General features: G+C 48.4%; 11 protein-coding genes and 3 pseudogenes. 8 read left to right on the top strand and 6 right to left on the bottom strand.

Annotation, left to right across the window (positions count from 1 at the left end; genetic code table 11):
- The first annotated feature begins 88 nt into the window (after window positions 1–88).
- From ynfE to AC0XWG_RS19760, 5 genes and pseudogenes are all read left to right on the top strand, one after another.
- A complete protein-coding gene (ynfE, locus tag AC0XWG_RS19740) occupies window positions 89–2,527 on the top strand; it encodes a selenate/tellurate reductase subunit YnfE (protein ID WP_475680966.1) in 2,439 nt (812 codons plus the stop codon).
- A gap of 93 nt (window positions 2,528–2,620) precedes the next feature.
- Window positions 2,621–3,235, top strand: a complete 615-nt coding sequence (gene dmsD, locus AC0XWG_RS19745) for a Tat proofreading chaperone DmsD (RefSeq protein WP_475680967.1) — start codon at window positions 2,621–2,623, stop codon at window positions 3,233–3,235.
- Window positions 3,236–3,273: 38 nt separating this feature from the next.
- Window positions 3,274–3,655: pseudogene (locus tag AC0XWG_RS19750) on the top strand (phosphotransferase family protein); the annotation flags it as partial.
- A 464-nt stretch (window positions 3,656–4,119) separates the two neighbouring features.
- A complete protein-coding gene (locus AC0XWG_RS19755; protein WP_475680968.1) occupies window positions 4,120–5,238 on the top strand; it encodes a hypothetical protein in 1,119 nt (372 codons plus the stop codon).
- A 406-nt stretch (window positions 5,239–5,644) separates the two neighbouring features.
- Entirely contained in the window at window positions 5,645–5,869 is a 225-nt protein-coding gene (locus AC0XWG_RS19760) for a hypothetical protein (protein ID WP_049005647.1), read from the top strand.
- A 165-nt stretch (window positions 5,870–6,034) separates the two neighbouring features.
- Here AC0XWG_RS19760 and AC0XWG_RS19765 read toward each other — a convergent pair whose 3' ends face one another.
- The 4 genes and pseudogenes from AC0XWG_RS19765 to AC0XWG_RS19780 all read right to left on the bottom strand — a co-directional run.
- Complete coding sequence (locus AC0XWG_RS19765; RefSeq protein ID WP_239519041.1) at window positions 6,035–6,346, bottom strand: barstar family protein; 312 nt, start codon at window positions 6,344–6,346, stop codon at window positions 6,035–6,037.
- Between the two features lie 106 nt (window positions 6,347–6,452).
- A pseudogene (locus tag AC0XWG_RS19770) lies at window positions 6,453–7,298 on the bottom strand (Rossmann-fold NAD(P)-binding domain-containing protein); the annotation flags it as partial.
- 19 nt (window positions 7,299–7,317) lie between these two features.
- A protein-coding gene (locus tag AC0XWG_RS19775) for an IS1 family transposase (protein ID WP_223216367.1) occupies window positions 7,318–8,015 on the bottom strand; the annotation gives its coding sequence in 2 pieces (ribosomal slippage) (window positions 7,318–7,766 and window positions 7,766–8,015; 699 coding nt in all).
- Window positions 8,016–8,068: 53 nt separating this feature from the next.
- A pseudogene (locus AC0XWG_RS19780) lies at window positions 8,069–8,212 on the bottom strand (NAD-dependent epimerase/dehydratase family protein); the annotation flags it as partial.
- Window positions 8,213–8,308: 96 nt separating this feature from the next.
- Between AC0XWG_RS19780 and AC0XWG_RS19785 the strand changes: the two are divergent.
- A complete protein-coding gene (locus AC0XWG_RS19785; protein ID WP_134708346.1) occupies window positions 8,309–9,217 on the top strand; it encodes a LysR family transcriptional regulator in 909 nt (302 codons plus the stop codon).
- Between the two features lie 120 nt (window positions 9,218–9,337).
- Here the strand turns inward: AC0XWG_RS19785 and dgcJ are convergent, their stop codons facing one another.
- The gene (gene dgcJ, locus AC0XWG_RS19790; RefSeq protein ID WP_238934272.1) at window positions 9,338–10,855 is read right to left on the bottom strand and encodes a diguanylate cyclase DgcJ; all 1,518 of its coding nucleotides are present in this window, start codon (window positions 10,853–10,855) and stop codon (window positions 9,338–9,340) included.
- A gap of 334 nt (window positions 10,856–11,189) precedes the next feature.
- On the opposite strand from dgcJ, the gene asd reads away from it, so the two are divergent.
- Window positions 11,190–12,308, top strand: a complete 1,119-nt coding sequence (asd, locus tag AC0XWG_RS19795) for an aspartate-semialdehyde dehydrogenase (protein ID WP_475680969.1) — start codon at window positions 11,190–11,192, stop codon at window positions 12,306–12,308.
- 52 nt (window positions 12,309–12,360) lie between these two features.
- Here asd and AC0XWG_RS19800 read toward each other — a convergent pair whose 3' ends face one another.
- A complete protein-coding gene (locus tag AC0XWG_RS19800) occupies window positions 12,361–12,945 on the bottom strand; it encodes a dihydrofolate reductase family protein (RefSeq protein WP_049005660.1) in 585 nt (194 codons plus the stop codon).
- 245 nt (window positions 12,946–13,190) lie between these two features.
- Here AC0XWG_RS19800 and oqxR point away from each other — a divergent pair, with 245 nt between their 5' ends.
- Window positions 13,191–13,670 (top strand): efflux pump transcriptional repressor OqxR, encoded by a 480-nt coding sequence (oqxR, locus tag AC0XWG_RS19805; RefSeq protein WP_028017381.1) that lies wholly within the window; start codon window positions 13,191–13,193, stop codon window positions 13,668–13,670.
- Window positions 13,671–13,680: the final 10 nt, after the last annotated feature.

Below are 13,680 nucleotides of genomic sequence, written 5' to 3' on the forward strand. Positions count from 1 at the left end.
TACCCCCAAATAAGTAACACTCACCCCATCATTAGCCCGGTTGTAATTACGTGAAAAATAATACGCAATTATAATGATGGGGTGAGCCATGTCCGATACTGAACATCACGGCGGAATTAGCCGTCGAACACTCGTGAAATCTACTGCCTTAGGTTCTCTGGCGCTTGCCGCCGGTGGTTTATCGTTGCCCTTTGGCGTGAAAAGCGCCGCCGCTGCGGTGCAAAACGCCATAAGCCCTGTGGAAGATAAAGTGGTCTGGGGCGCCTGTTCGGTCAACTGCGGTAGCCGCTGCGCATTGCGTCTGCATGTCCGTGACGACGAAGTGTACTGGGTCGAAACCGATAACACCGGTGAGGATATTTACGGTAATCACCAGGTTCGCGCCTGCCTGCGCGGGCGTTCTATTCGGCGTCGGATCAATCACCCTGACCGTCTGAACTACCCGATGAAACGCGTGGGCAAACGCGGTGAAGGCAAATTCGAGCGTATTTCGTGGGATGAAGCGCTGGATACGATCGCCCGCAACCTGAAAGGTGTGGTGGAAAAATACGGCAACGAGGCGGTTTACATTAACTACTCCTCCGGTATTGTTGGCGGCAATATCACCCGCTCCTCCCCCTATGCTTCTCTGGTCGCGCGCCTGATGAACTGTTACGGCGGTTTTCTGAGTCATTATGGCACCTACAGCACCGCGCAAATCGCCTGCGCGATGCCGTACACCTACGGCAGCAATGACGGCAACAGCACGTCTGACATCGAAAACACCAAACTGGTGGTGATGTTCGGTAATAACCCGGCGGAAACCCGCATGAGCGGCGGCGGAATTACGTATTACCTCGAGCAGGCTCGCGAGCGTTCCAACGCACGCATGATCGTCATCGACCCGCGCTACACCGACACCGCAGCAGGACGTGAAGATGAATGGATCCCGATCCGTCCAGGCACCGATGCCGCACTGGTGGCCGGTATCGCCTGGGTATTAATCGACGAAAACCTGGTTGACCAACCTTTCCTGGACAAATACTGCGTTGGCTACGACGAAAAAACGCTCCCGGAAGGCGCTCCCGCTAACGGTCACTACAAAGCGTATATTCTCGGCCAGGGCGACGACCAAACAGCCAAGACCCCGGAGTGGGCTTCGCGCATTACGGGCATACCGGCAGACCGCATCATTAAGCTTGCGCGCGAAATTGGCTCCGCAAAACCGGCCTGTATCTGTCAGGGCTGGGGGCCACAACGTCAGGCTAACGGCGAGTTGACAGCCCGCGCCATCGCCATGTTACCGATTTTAACCGGAAACGTGGGGATCAACGGCGGTAACAGCGGCGCGCGTGAGTCGACGTATACCATCACCATCGAACGTATGCCGTTGCCGGATAACCCGGTAAAAACGCAAATCTCCTGCTTTAGCTGGACGGATGCCATCGCTCGTGGGCCGGAAATGACCGCCCTGCGCGACGGCGTTCGCGGTAAAGATAAGCTTGATGTGCCCATCAAATTTATCTGGAACTATGCGGGCAACACCATCATCAACCAGCACTCCGATATCAATAAAACCCACGACATCCTGCAGGACGAAACCAGGTGCGAAACCATCGTGGTGATCGACAACTTCATGACATCGTCGGCGAAATACGCCGATATCCTGCTGCCGGATCTCATGACCGTCGAGCAGGAAGACATCATTCCCAATGATTACGCCGGGAACATGGGTTACCTGATTTTCCTTCAGCCCGTGACCGCACCGAAGTTTGAACGCAAGCCGATCTACTGGATCATGAGCGAAGTGGCAAAACGTCTTGGGGCTGATATTCATCAGAAATTCACCGAAGGCCGTACCCAGGAACAATGGCTGAAGTATCTGTATGCCAAAATGCTCGAAAAAGATCCGCAGCTGCCGTCGTATGACGAACTGAAACAAATGGGCATCTATAAGCGCAAAGATCCCAACGGGCACTTCGTGGCCTATAAAAAATTTCGCGATAACCCGGAGGCTAACCCGCTGAAAACCCCTTCGGGTAAGATTGAGATTTACTCCAGCAAACTTGCAGAGATTGCGGCAACCTGGGAGCTGGCCAAAGATGAAACCATCAGCCCTCTTCCGGTTTACGCTTCGACGTTTGACGGCTGGGATGCTCCCGAGCGCACCCAATTCCCGCTGCAGCTGTTCGGTTTCCATTTTAAAGCTCGCACTCATTCGAGCTATGGCAACGTCGACGTGCTGAAAGCGGCCTGTCGTCAGGAGGTCTGGATTAATCCTGTTGATGCTGAAAAACGCGGCATTAAAAACGGCGATACGGTGCGTGTCTTTAACGATCGCGGTGAGGTGAGAATTGAAGCGAAAGTCACGCCGCGCATCATGCCCGGCGTGAGTGCCATGGGACAGGGAGCCTGGCACGACGCCAATATGAACGGCGACCGTATCGACCATGGCTCTTGTATCAACACCCTGACAACCCATCGACCTTCTCCGCTGGCGAAAGGCAACCCGCAGCACACCAATCTGGTGCAGATCGAGAAGGTGTAGAGGGTGAAACGCAAGACCATGGTTTATTCTATGGTCAGTATTATAGGTTAACACAGTCGCGCGGACGTCATCCGCGCGAGCAAGGAAGGTTTAATGAAAGACATATCGCATCGTGAATCGTTAGCGTTTAGCGCCCGGGTACTGGGCGCGCTGTTTTATTTTTCTCCTGACAGCGAGCAGGCTGCACCGCTGGTGCAGGCCCTTTGCGCTGGTGAATGGGTTCAGGACTGGCCCCTGCCATCGGAAACGCTGCTGCCTGTTGCCGATACGTTTGCCTTATCTTCCGATGAGCCGCTGACGGACGCCTGGCAACGGCTGTTTATCGGCCCTTACGCCCTGCCCGCTCCGCCGTGGGGTTCCGTCTGGCTGGATCGTGAATCCGTCCTGTTTGGCGACTCGACTCTCGCGCTGCGCCAGTGGATGCGGGAAAACAATATCGCCTTTGAGATGCAGCAGAACGAACCGGAAGATCATTTCGGTACCGTGCTGCTGCTTGCGGCGTGGCTGGCCGAGAATGGCCGCGAGGCGCAGTGCGATCAGCTTCTGGCCTGGCACCTGTTGCCGTGGAGCACCCGCTTCCTGTCGGTGTTTGTCGACAACGCCGGGCATCCGTTTTATACCGCGCTGGGCAAGCTCGCACAGTTGACGCTTGCGGACTGGCAATCAAGGCTAATTATTCCGGTGGCCGAAAAAACGCTCTACCGCTAAGGGCTTTGACTTGCTTATGGTTGAAGGGTTGGCTGTAGCTCCTGGCATTACCTGATAAAACTGCACAGCAGCTACGGCTTTTTCAGAAATATAGTGATGTTTTGTTTGGTAACCAAAACCTGGTATCAAGAGATAGCAATGCCGGCAACTGGGGAAGAAGAGAAAACGGTGCTTTAGTTCTTTTCGACTGGGAAAGATTTGGAAAAGGGAGTGCCGCTATCGACCTTGCGCCTCTGATAAAAGGCCTGGGAACGAAGCGAGCGTTTATTGATATTTCTAAACGCTATTGCCAAAGCATGGATTGTCACCGAAGTCATTGTGCTGCTCAAGGAGCGGCAAAAAGCAGCATTTCCTTTGTATCTCAACTGGTATAGAGAACATCTTCCAGACTGGTTAGATGATGTCGTCAAAATGCTATGAATGAACAATGGCCCAGTTACAGACAATGATGTCCGCTTTGTGCCAAATGTGGACCTTTCATATATCTGTGCAGTTGGTTAAATATAGCTATCCAGTTCATTCAGACGGATGTTATTCACTGAAATAAAAGAAAGCGGCAAGTTCGGATAGTTCAGGATAAGTATGTAGTACTTTCGTGTGGTAGTAATATTAATATCCTGAATTGCATTGTACACATGGCAAAAAATATTGAAACTAGACGTTCTGGGATGATGATGAGCTTTATTAAGCAAAAAAAGTATGAATGTATTAAAACTGAGTTGATTAAAAACAAAAAGGAATTAAATTTAAAACTAATTGACATGGTAAAAAAAGAGGTTGCAGTATGTTTATTTGTGCCCCTCCCCCACTAAGTCAAGTTGTCATTAATGGCGGTTTCGAATCTTTACTCCCTAGTAACTATCTAATAATACAGAGATATCCCCATGAAGATGATAGCATCTATTGGTAAAGTGATTGTGATAATTAAGGCACTAATAATTTCATGCTTAGTGGCACCCTTGGCTTTTGGCGATGAATGCAGAGATATTTTGACCAATGGCTTTTTTAATGAGTTAACAAGCCATAAAGCACAATCTCAGCAGCAAGCCGTTTATGCGCAGCTATGTGCTTCTGACTATAATCAGGCTAAAACATACGTACAAAAGGCTGAAAGCTCTGGAAGTTCGGCATCTGGAGGGATTTCATATGGACCATTTGGTGCAAGCGCCTCGGGTGGAAACTCTGCCTCCCAGTCCGCAACACAGGAACAGTTCAATGAATGGAAAAGCACATTTTGCAGCCAGAACTCTAGCTCTAACGCCTCAGCTGCATCTGAATTTCTTATGCAAAAAACGGTTTCTGAGAAAGTGGTAAATGAATGGTCAAAATGCATGACAGATAGGGAGGGGCTTAGTTGCTACTCAACACCATATTCACAACAGGTATTGTTGAATATTGTATGGAAAAAATCGTCCCTTTCTCAGCCTAAAATAAGCCAGTCGTATTTGAGTCCAGGTTCTGTAGCCGAGTTTGATGGTACTCCGGCTGGGAAATTACTGCCGCCTGCATATTTGATTAATCCTGGAACAATGCAAATCCCGGTGTCAAAACCAAAAAACTCTAGCCTAGTCGCTAACCTGAATATGGTTCACGATGGTTCCGCTTATTCTTGTTCGTTTTACGTACCGGCTGATGATGAGTTCCAGCTCTCCCAACCGTCAATAGAAACCCAGAAGGTAATCAGCCCGGATTTGGGGTGTAAGACTCAAGCATTTCCATTTGGGAATGGATGTAACGGCAGTTGGAGTTATAAGGCTCCTCCCGGATATGATGTTTGCGCCATCCACTTTGCGGCTTCAAGCGGGCCGACAGAAGGGGCTAAATTATTCTTGAATAGGTCTTCCAAAAAAGACGGGATTATAGTGTGGGATGTTGTACCGAACACAACTCCATTCGGACCAGGCCGTTGGATCAACGGCAAGGTAGAGGTGACGTTTGTAACCGAGGGTAGTAATTCTGGGGCTAATGGCAATGCCTGTAATTACTCACAAATCAGTCAGTAAGTGTGCCTAGCATCCGAGCCGCTTCCTTATGCATTCCAAAAATTTCCCTGTATATGGGTCTGAAGCCCAACTGTACAGGACGCGGTTAAAAAACAGCATTGGTGCAGGTTATTTTCCCTTTTCCAAGCGACTCGAGATTACAATACCTTTGCATAATTCAGAACAAGAATCTTGGTATGATTAAAATTTAGTGAATAATTAAATTCTATATCCTGAAGAGGTGCGTAAACTTCCGCTATTCGCTCATCGCTGCCGGTCAGATAGCAGGGGAGCAAACTGCCATGGACAGAGTCACCGCAAAATCCACCAGAACGAAAACGAATATCACCCCTACATTTAGTGGTGGCTACCTGAAGGTGGTTCATCTATTCTGCTTGTATCAGCGGGCAGGCCGGAGTCACTCTTTGTGGATAATCCCATCCTTCAGAAAACCATCATTATCTTTATTCTCATCTTGTGGGTAATCGATGAATTCAGGGCCAGGAAAAGAAAATGTTCTGACCCCGCTATTGAAGCAGCTGATGCCAGAGAACGCCATGAATGGCGCTATCTCAGATGGGGGTTCCGGACTATACAAGTGGCAGCGACAGTGTATATCTTCGTTCAGCTGATTCAGGTATTACTGAGATAAATGCCACAGGCAGGTACAACTGGACAAAAACATCTTACTGTCCAGTTGAGCCTCGGTGAACGCCGTTATGTAGGTCACCTGAGTGCCAGGAGCGGACATTTCACACTTATGTTTATGTTGCCAAAATCGGTATGCCACTACGCCGGACTATCCAGCGGGTACGGGTTATTTCAATACATACTCGAACTTTTCTTCCCAATTTGAATTCAGGTCTTGCAGTTTTGCCCTCTCAAAAACCTTGATAATTTCGTCGAAATAACTGCCAAGATATATTCTGGATAAATCAGAGTTTAACCATATTATTTTTACTGGCCTTTCAACATCGGTGCTAAGGCGATCCCACAATGCATCGAGATTTCTACCATAGTAAGGCCCAAAGTCTAATGATGCAGACATAATGGAATGAAACTCTTTTTCAGATAGGACGTGCGCTCCATCCAAATACAATTCACCTACACTCATTTCCTGTTCACTCACTTTGACTTTCTACCCGTTAATTAATACACGACAATGCACGTAATGTCCGCCTTGATGGTTTCAACAATTACCAACTTCCGCTCTTCATTCAAAGCAGACCTTTGGCTCAGTTAGATCGACCGCTTCGTGCTGTGAGGCATCCCAGTCCCTGTAATGTCATACGAACAGCCTCATCAAGAGGGGTATGCGGCTCGGCACCTAAAAAAGTCACGAGTTTCGTATTGTCCAGGCGGACCGATTGACGCCACAGATACCGCATTTCCAGAAGTTCGCGCAAGGTTGCGTTGAAAGGTGCTGCCAGGTGCATAAACCACCACGGAAATGAGTGTATTTTGGCAACACCGCCATAGTGTGCGGTGATACGTTGTATCGCCCTGACCATTTGGCTGCCGTCGGGATCCCAATGTCCTTGCATATGGAATCGCGCAAATGGCTCAAGTTCTTCACGTCGCGCCAGCAATGCAGCAATAGTTTTCGCGATATCAGGTAAATAGGCCCACTGATGACCTGTTTCAGCCGTACCTGGATTAGAAATTACCTTTGGCAACGTGCCAGGCTTGATCAAACCTTGAGAAAACCAGTTATTACCAGCGTGTGGTCCAAAAAAATCCCCCGCGCGGACGACCAGAACCCGTCCGCCACGCTGTGAATAGGCCTCAAGTTCTTTCTCCATTTGTACCCTGATCGCTCCTTTCCTTGTGACTGGCCTTTGCTGAGCATCTTCTCGTAACAGCGGGAAGGCATCAGGGCCATAGTTGTAAACGGTACCTGGAAACACTATCAAGGATCCATTTCGTTCTGCTGCATTGATTGTGTTGCGCAGCATAGGCAATACAAGATGCTGCCAGTTTCGGTAGCCGGGTGGGTTGACGGCGTGAACGATCACAGAACAGTCTTTCGCCGCAGAGGCGACTTGTTCTTTGTCGAGAGCATCGCCCGCTATCCACTGGATTTCGGGTAATGACTCCAACTTACTGATAGTGTTTTATGTTCAGATAATGCCCGATGACCTTGTCATGCAGCTCCACCGATTTTGAGAACGACAGTGACTTCCGTCCCAGCCTTGCCAGATGTTGTCTCAGATTCAGGTTATGCCGCTCAATTCGCTGAGTGTAACGCTTGCTGATTACGTGCAGCTTTCCCTTCAGGCGGGATTCATACAGCGGCCAGCCATCCGTCATCCATACCACGACCTCAAAGGCCGACAGCAGGCTCAGAAGACGCTCCAGTGTGGCCAGAGTGCGTTCACCGAAGACGTGCGCCACAACCGTCCTCCGTATCCTGTCATACGCGTAAAACAGCCAGCGCTGACGTGATTTAGCACCGACGTAGCCCCACTGTTCGTCCATTTCCGCGCAGACGATGACGTCACTGCCCGGCTGTATGCGCGAGGTTACCGACTGCGGCCTGAGTTTTTTAAGTGACGTAAAATCGTGTTGAGGCCAACGCCCATAATGCGGGCGGTTGCCCGGCATCCAACACCATTCATGGCCATATCAATGATTTTCTGGTGCGTACCGGGTTGAGAAGCGGTGTAAGTGAACTGCAGTTGCCATGTTTTACGGCAGTGAGAGCAGAGATAGCGCTGATGTCCGGCAGTACTTTTACCGTTACGCACCACGCCTTCAGTAGCTGAGCAGGAGGGACAACTGATGGAGATGGAAGCCACGGGAGCACCTCAAAAACACCATCGTACACTAAATCAGTAAGTTGGCACCATTACCGGATTTCGCCATTAAGTTCGCTTCCATGGCTTCCTCGTTTTAATGCACGTACCTCCCATTTTTCCCGAATGAGTTGTCGAGCAGTTTCACCACCAATACCGCCTGTAGCGCCTAGTATTAAGACCTTCCCTCTGGTTTCCATCGTATTTGCCTCTTTGCTGATTTCAGATTGACAGCATAAGTACAGGCAGAGCTAAATGGTATTGCATATCAATATAGGGCAGGTATACAAATTTGTATGAAGACATCTATTCCATGGGAGTGGTACCGAACATTTCTTGCGGTGCTCAGAGAAGGGTCTCTTTCCGGTGCATCCCGCATGCTTGGTATTACGCAACCAACGGCAGGTCGGCACATAGCTGCACTGGAATCTGCCCTCGGCCAGGTATTGTTCACGCGGTCGCAAACGGGATTGCTGGCAACTGAAACTGCGCAGGCGTTGAGGGAACATGCCGAAGCGATGGAGAGTACGGCTAACACGCTGGAGCGTACAGCGGCCAACGTTGGTGCTAGCAGCGCGTCCATTCGCGGTGTAGTACGTGTCTCTGCAAGTGAGATTATTGGTGTCGAGGTACTCCCGCCACTCATTGCGCAGCTCAGGGAATCCAACCCGCAAATCACGATTGAATTAGTGCTGTCCAATCGGGTTCAGGATTTACTGCATAGAGAAGCAGATATTGCGATACGCATGACGACGCCAATACAGGAGCAGCTTATTGCTCGTCGCGTTGGCAGCATTGAGCTCGGTCTACACGCGTCCACTGCTTATCTTGCCCGACATGGCGCGCCTGACAATACCGAAGATCTGTTGAAACACGCGCTGGTTGGTTTTGATCGGAATACGCCTTTCATCCGTAATGTATTGAAAAAATACCCGCAGCTAAATCGGGATCTCTTTTCTATACGCACTGACAGCGACGTGGCTCAGCTAAGCCTGATTCGCGCCGGTGCAGGCATTGGCATATGCCAGGTACAACTGGCCAATGGATATGTTCCGCTACAGCGGATACTTCCACATTTCTTTTCTTTATACCTTGATACATGGCTCGTTATGCACGAAGACCTGCGTAATAGTCGGTGCTGCAAATTAGTTTTCGATGTTCTGTCAAAGGGATTAGCGGAATATATCTACCCGAAGCGAACGTAAAAATGCCAAAATACATCACCCATGTAATGGCATGCCACCATATAGTTCGGCCTTAGATCGTCCTTAATCAGATTACACTGAGCGCTATCGTGCAAGAAATATTGACTCATGCACGCGTGTTTATCGGCGTTCTTCATATTTGCTGCGTTTATGCTGATAGAGTAACTCGTCGGCTTTCAGCATCGCGACATCCAGCGTGTCTCCAGGCCGCAACTGATATGCCCCCCAGGAAAATGCCACCAGTTTATCCGGGTCAATCGTGAGTAATTGCTTCTGCGCACGGGTAATAACTTCGCGGGATTTATTCAGCGTATAATCGATAAGAAGTAAACAGAACTCATCGCCCCCAAGCCTGATACCGTAGTCACTTTTACGAATGACATTGCCAAGAACCATCCCCAGCGTCTGTATCGCTTTATCCCCCATATGGTGACCGAGAGAATCATTGATTCTTTTGAGGCCATCACTGTCAATGGCGATGATCGTGACAGGGATAGCTCTGTCAACGAGTGAGCGGATTTTATGTTCCAGCTCAGGTGTAATGACTTTTCTGTTATACAGTCCGGTCATTGCGTCCGTCACATTATCCCTGGAAAGCAACGTTTGTCTGATTAACTGCTTATACGCATATCGGCATAATGCCCAGGTACCAAGGAGATAAAGCAGAAACAGCCATAAATTCGCAATAATGACGTAGAAAGCATCCAGTTTCACATGCAGAGTGTAATACTGGGTGAGTGAATCTTCATAACTGATCAAAGCAAAAGATTTGATATATGGCTTATGGAAAGCAATATGGATGCCGGTTCCATTATCAGTGACATATAAAGAAAGGAATCGCCATAACAACGGACGATCGACAGTATTAAACGAAACGACCAGATCGTCAACATTGATGTCTGTAATCAGAATGCCTTTTACTTTATCACCCAGAAATACCGGGGTAAGCATGCTAATAATATTATTGCGGGTGTAGCCATCCTGATAAATATGAGACAGCGTGGTTTCCCCCTTCAGTAGATCTTTAAGGGCATTATCATCAATCGAAATCGTGTGTGCGCTATGTGCAATATTGATGCTGCCATTATTACCCTCAAGCCAGTTACTGAAGGTATAGTTGTGGGTATTAACTAGCTGATTAATATAAATATAGTTATGAGCAAGATCGATATAGTATCTGATGTTCCTGAACGTATAGCCGGAATAATTTGAAAAGCTGTACTTCGACTGGGCTGCGCGATCAGCGGTGTGAATAACCGAAAGTGCGCCAATGTCTCCCGCCCACTCGTTACACGAGGTATTGCGGGTTTGCAGGGTACCTTCAAGGTTATTCCTGTTTTTCTTCAACAGATTGAATCCGTAAATATTACCCTCGGTTTCTAACTGCTGACATATTGATGCCCGTTCGCTATCGTCAGAGTCCGGATCGGCTATTCGACGATAAAACTCGCGCGAGAGCCGGGTGGCAATATTCTGGTTAATAGACTCTTCATGAAAAAGTGCCGATTTCCCATTTTCAGCAACGTACCCCAGATAGTTCTGTAAATCATGCACGTTACGAACAGCCAGCGCGGTAAACAGTGAGGTTGTGCAAACCACGATCAGAATAATCGCACTGATATATTTTTGTCTGGTCAAGATGGCTCATTCCCTGTTGTACCACCTAAAAATAATAGCAATTATAGCACTGGCATCTTAGCGGATGCTTGCTCAAGGAATAAATTTTCAATGCCACCCATAATGCCAATCTATTCCAGACAACCACCAAAGGTTACGATGGAATTAATGCCATAGATATCAAGTAGTTGTGGTGATATTTTATATGGCAAAGGTATAACAAATGCTGATGCCGCATGAAATATATTAATATTGCCGGAATCTAATGCAATTCATAATGACCTTGATTATGGAATGAGATATAACGTGCCCCGAAGAAAATTAACATTTTCGTAACGTGATTAAGGTTAAGCAAATGAAGCAAGTTGGTATTGTTGGCTGGCGAGGTATGGTCGGTTCTGTTTTGCTACAGCGAATGGTTGAAGAGAACGACTTCGACAATATTTCTGCACATTTTTTCAGCACCTCCAGTGCAGGTGCTGCTGGTCCTGTCATTAATGGCGTCAGCTACACGCTTAAAGATGCTAATTCCATTAGCGCCCTGGCCGATATGGATATCATCATAACCTGTCAAGGTGGGGATTATACCAAAGCCGTTTACCCGGCTTTGCTTAACCAGGGCTGGCAAGGCTACTGGATTGACGCGGCCTCCGCGCTGCGGATGGATGAGAAAGCCTGCATTATTCTCGACCCCGTCAACCGCACAAATATTGATCGAGCAATCAAAGAAGGTATTAAGCTTTTTGTCGGTGGCAACTGTTCCATTACGCTGAGTCTTATGGGCCTGGCTGGGTTGATAAAGGCTGACTTGATCGAATGGATGAGTGTGATGACCTATCAGTCCGCATCGGGTGCGGGTGCACAATATGTACGGGAATTAATCACACAAAGTGCTTACATAAATAACCATTTATCTTCGGATGAGCTGGCGTCCTCAGGTTCAGTGCTTCCTTTAGTTAACAAGGTCAGTGAATTGATTAACAGCGCTGATATGCCGACCCAGAACTTCGGTGCTCCTTTGATGGGCAGCATCATTCCCTGGATTGACAGCGATTTAGGCGATGGCAATAGCCGTGAAGAATGGAAAGGTGAGGCTGAAACGAACAAAATTTTAGGTCTGTCTCCCGGCACGATCCCGGTAAACGGCTTATGCATACGAGTCGGCGTAATCCGCTGCCACAGTGCTGCTATAACCCTTAAGCTCAAGCGTGAAGTCCCCGAAGAAGAATTTGCAGAATTAGTGATGAATTCTCACCCTTGGGTTAACTATGTGCCCAATAACAAGGCTGAGAGTATCAGCACACTAACACCGGCATATATCAGCGGTTCGCTTAAGGTGGGTATTGGCCGTTACAAAAAAATGTCGCTAAACAATGAACCTATCTACTCGGTCCTGACGGTAGGCGATCAGCTATTGTGGGGAGCCGCGGAACCATTGCGTCGCATGTTGAATATTCTGCTTGGTAAAGTGTAAATCATAATATTCCGACAAAACACCTACTTAGTAGGTGTTTGCGGAACTTACTTTAGCGATTTCGTTTCACCTCGTATTGCAGGCACACTACCCCCGACGGGAAAATATGACTCTTCACCAACATGAGTGAGGTTCTGTCTTGTATATTTTTGAACAAGGGAATGCCTTGCCCCAGCAGAACGGGATTGACGAATAGCCAATATTCATCGATGAGGTTTTCCGCCATTAGCGCGTGAGTCGCTGAGGGGCTACCAAACAATAAGATTTCGCTGCCCGCGTTTTGCTTGAGCTTATTGATTTCGTCGCTTAAGTTGCTACTGATAATTTGCGTATTAGGGTGATTTTTTTCCAACAGCGTTTTCGACAACACCACTTTTTTGGCAGATTTATACCAACGCGAATGCGCAAGGTCATGCGGGCTGGCGTCAGGCTTATCGGCAGCAGTGGGCCAGTACGATTCCATCATCTGGTAGGTGGTACGCCCATATAGGGCGGTGTCGGTCTGCTGAATCCGCTTCTCCACGTATTCAAACAAATCGGGGCTTATGCAAATCCAGTCCAGACTCGCCTGCCCCTCAGCGTTAGATGCGACAAAACCATCCAGCGACACATGAACAAACGAAACGATTTTTCTCATGGTTTTCTCTCTGATTAAGTGTTGATTACGTAGCCTTTGGTTTGTCCATTCACCACCGATCACGCTCAAGTTGTATCGGATCGCGATGATCAAAAGCGTGAAGCGGTGAAAAAAATAGGATGTTCGATCACGAATGCCGCAGATTGCTTCAAAAAAATGACCGTATTTGTTATATTGTTGCTCATTGATTATTCACCTCTGCGGTGCCAAAAAGAATAAGATTCACCGCAACCCAGGAAAGAGAAATGTTAGATTACCGCTTCCCGACAGCTTTGCAGATGGTTCTCAGCGTAGCGATGGCGGAGCAATTGGGTGAACGTTCGACGAGTGCCATTCTGGCCTACGGCCTGGAAGCCAACCCGAGCTTTATCCGCAAATTGATGGTTCCGCTTACGCGTGATGGCATTATTGTCTCAACGCTTGGCCGTAACGGCTCTATTCATCTTGGTCGCCCGCCGGAAGAGATCACCCTGCGCGACATCTACCTTTCGGTCATCGAAGATAAAAAGCTATGGGCGTCGCGTCCAGACGTACCGGCTCGCTGCGTAGTCAGCGCTAACGCCTGCTGGTATTTCAAGTCAATTTCCGAAGAAGCGGAGCAAGCTTCGTTAGCGGTATTAGCACGCCACACTGTGGCAAGCGCGCTGGAAGAGGTCAAAAAAGCCGATACCAGCGGGTGCGATCCGGTGCCTGAACTTATCGCCCTGTATAAAAAAGCCCATTAATTTTTACGAA

Source organism: Enterobacter sp. DVT3837 (assembly GCF_056238685.1).

Excerpts from the sequence above, each read along its gene's own strand:
- ynfE (WP_475680966.1), top strand. The coding sequence starts at position 89 with ATGTCCGATACTGAACATCACGGCGGAATTAGCCGTCGAACACTCGTG.
- dmsD (WP_475680967.1), top strand. The coding sequence starts at position 2,621 with ATGAAAGACATATCGCATCGTGAATCGTTAGCGTTTAGCGCCCGGGTA.
- AC0XWG_RS19755 (WP_475680968.1), top strand. The coding sequence starts at position 4,120 with ATGAAGATGATAGCATCTATTGGTAAAGTGATTGTGATAATTAAGGCA.
- AC0XWG_RS19785 (WP_134708346.1), top strand. The coding sequence starts at position 8,309 with ATGAAGACATCTATTCCATGGGAGTGGTACCGAACATTTCTTGCGGTG.
- asd (WP_475680969.1), top strand. The coding sequence starts at position 11,190 with ATGAAGCAAGTTGGTATTGTTGGCTGGCGAGGTATGGTCGGTTCTGTT.
- AC0XWG_RS19800 (WP_049005660.1), bottom strand. The coding sequence starts at position 12,945 with ATGAGAAAAATCGTTTCGTTTGTTCATGTGTCGCTGGATGGTTTTGTC.
- oqxR (WP_028017381.1), top strand. The coding sequence starts at position 13,191 with ATGTTAGATTACCGCTTCCCGACAGCTTTGCAGATGGTTCTCAGCGTA.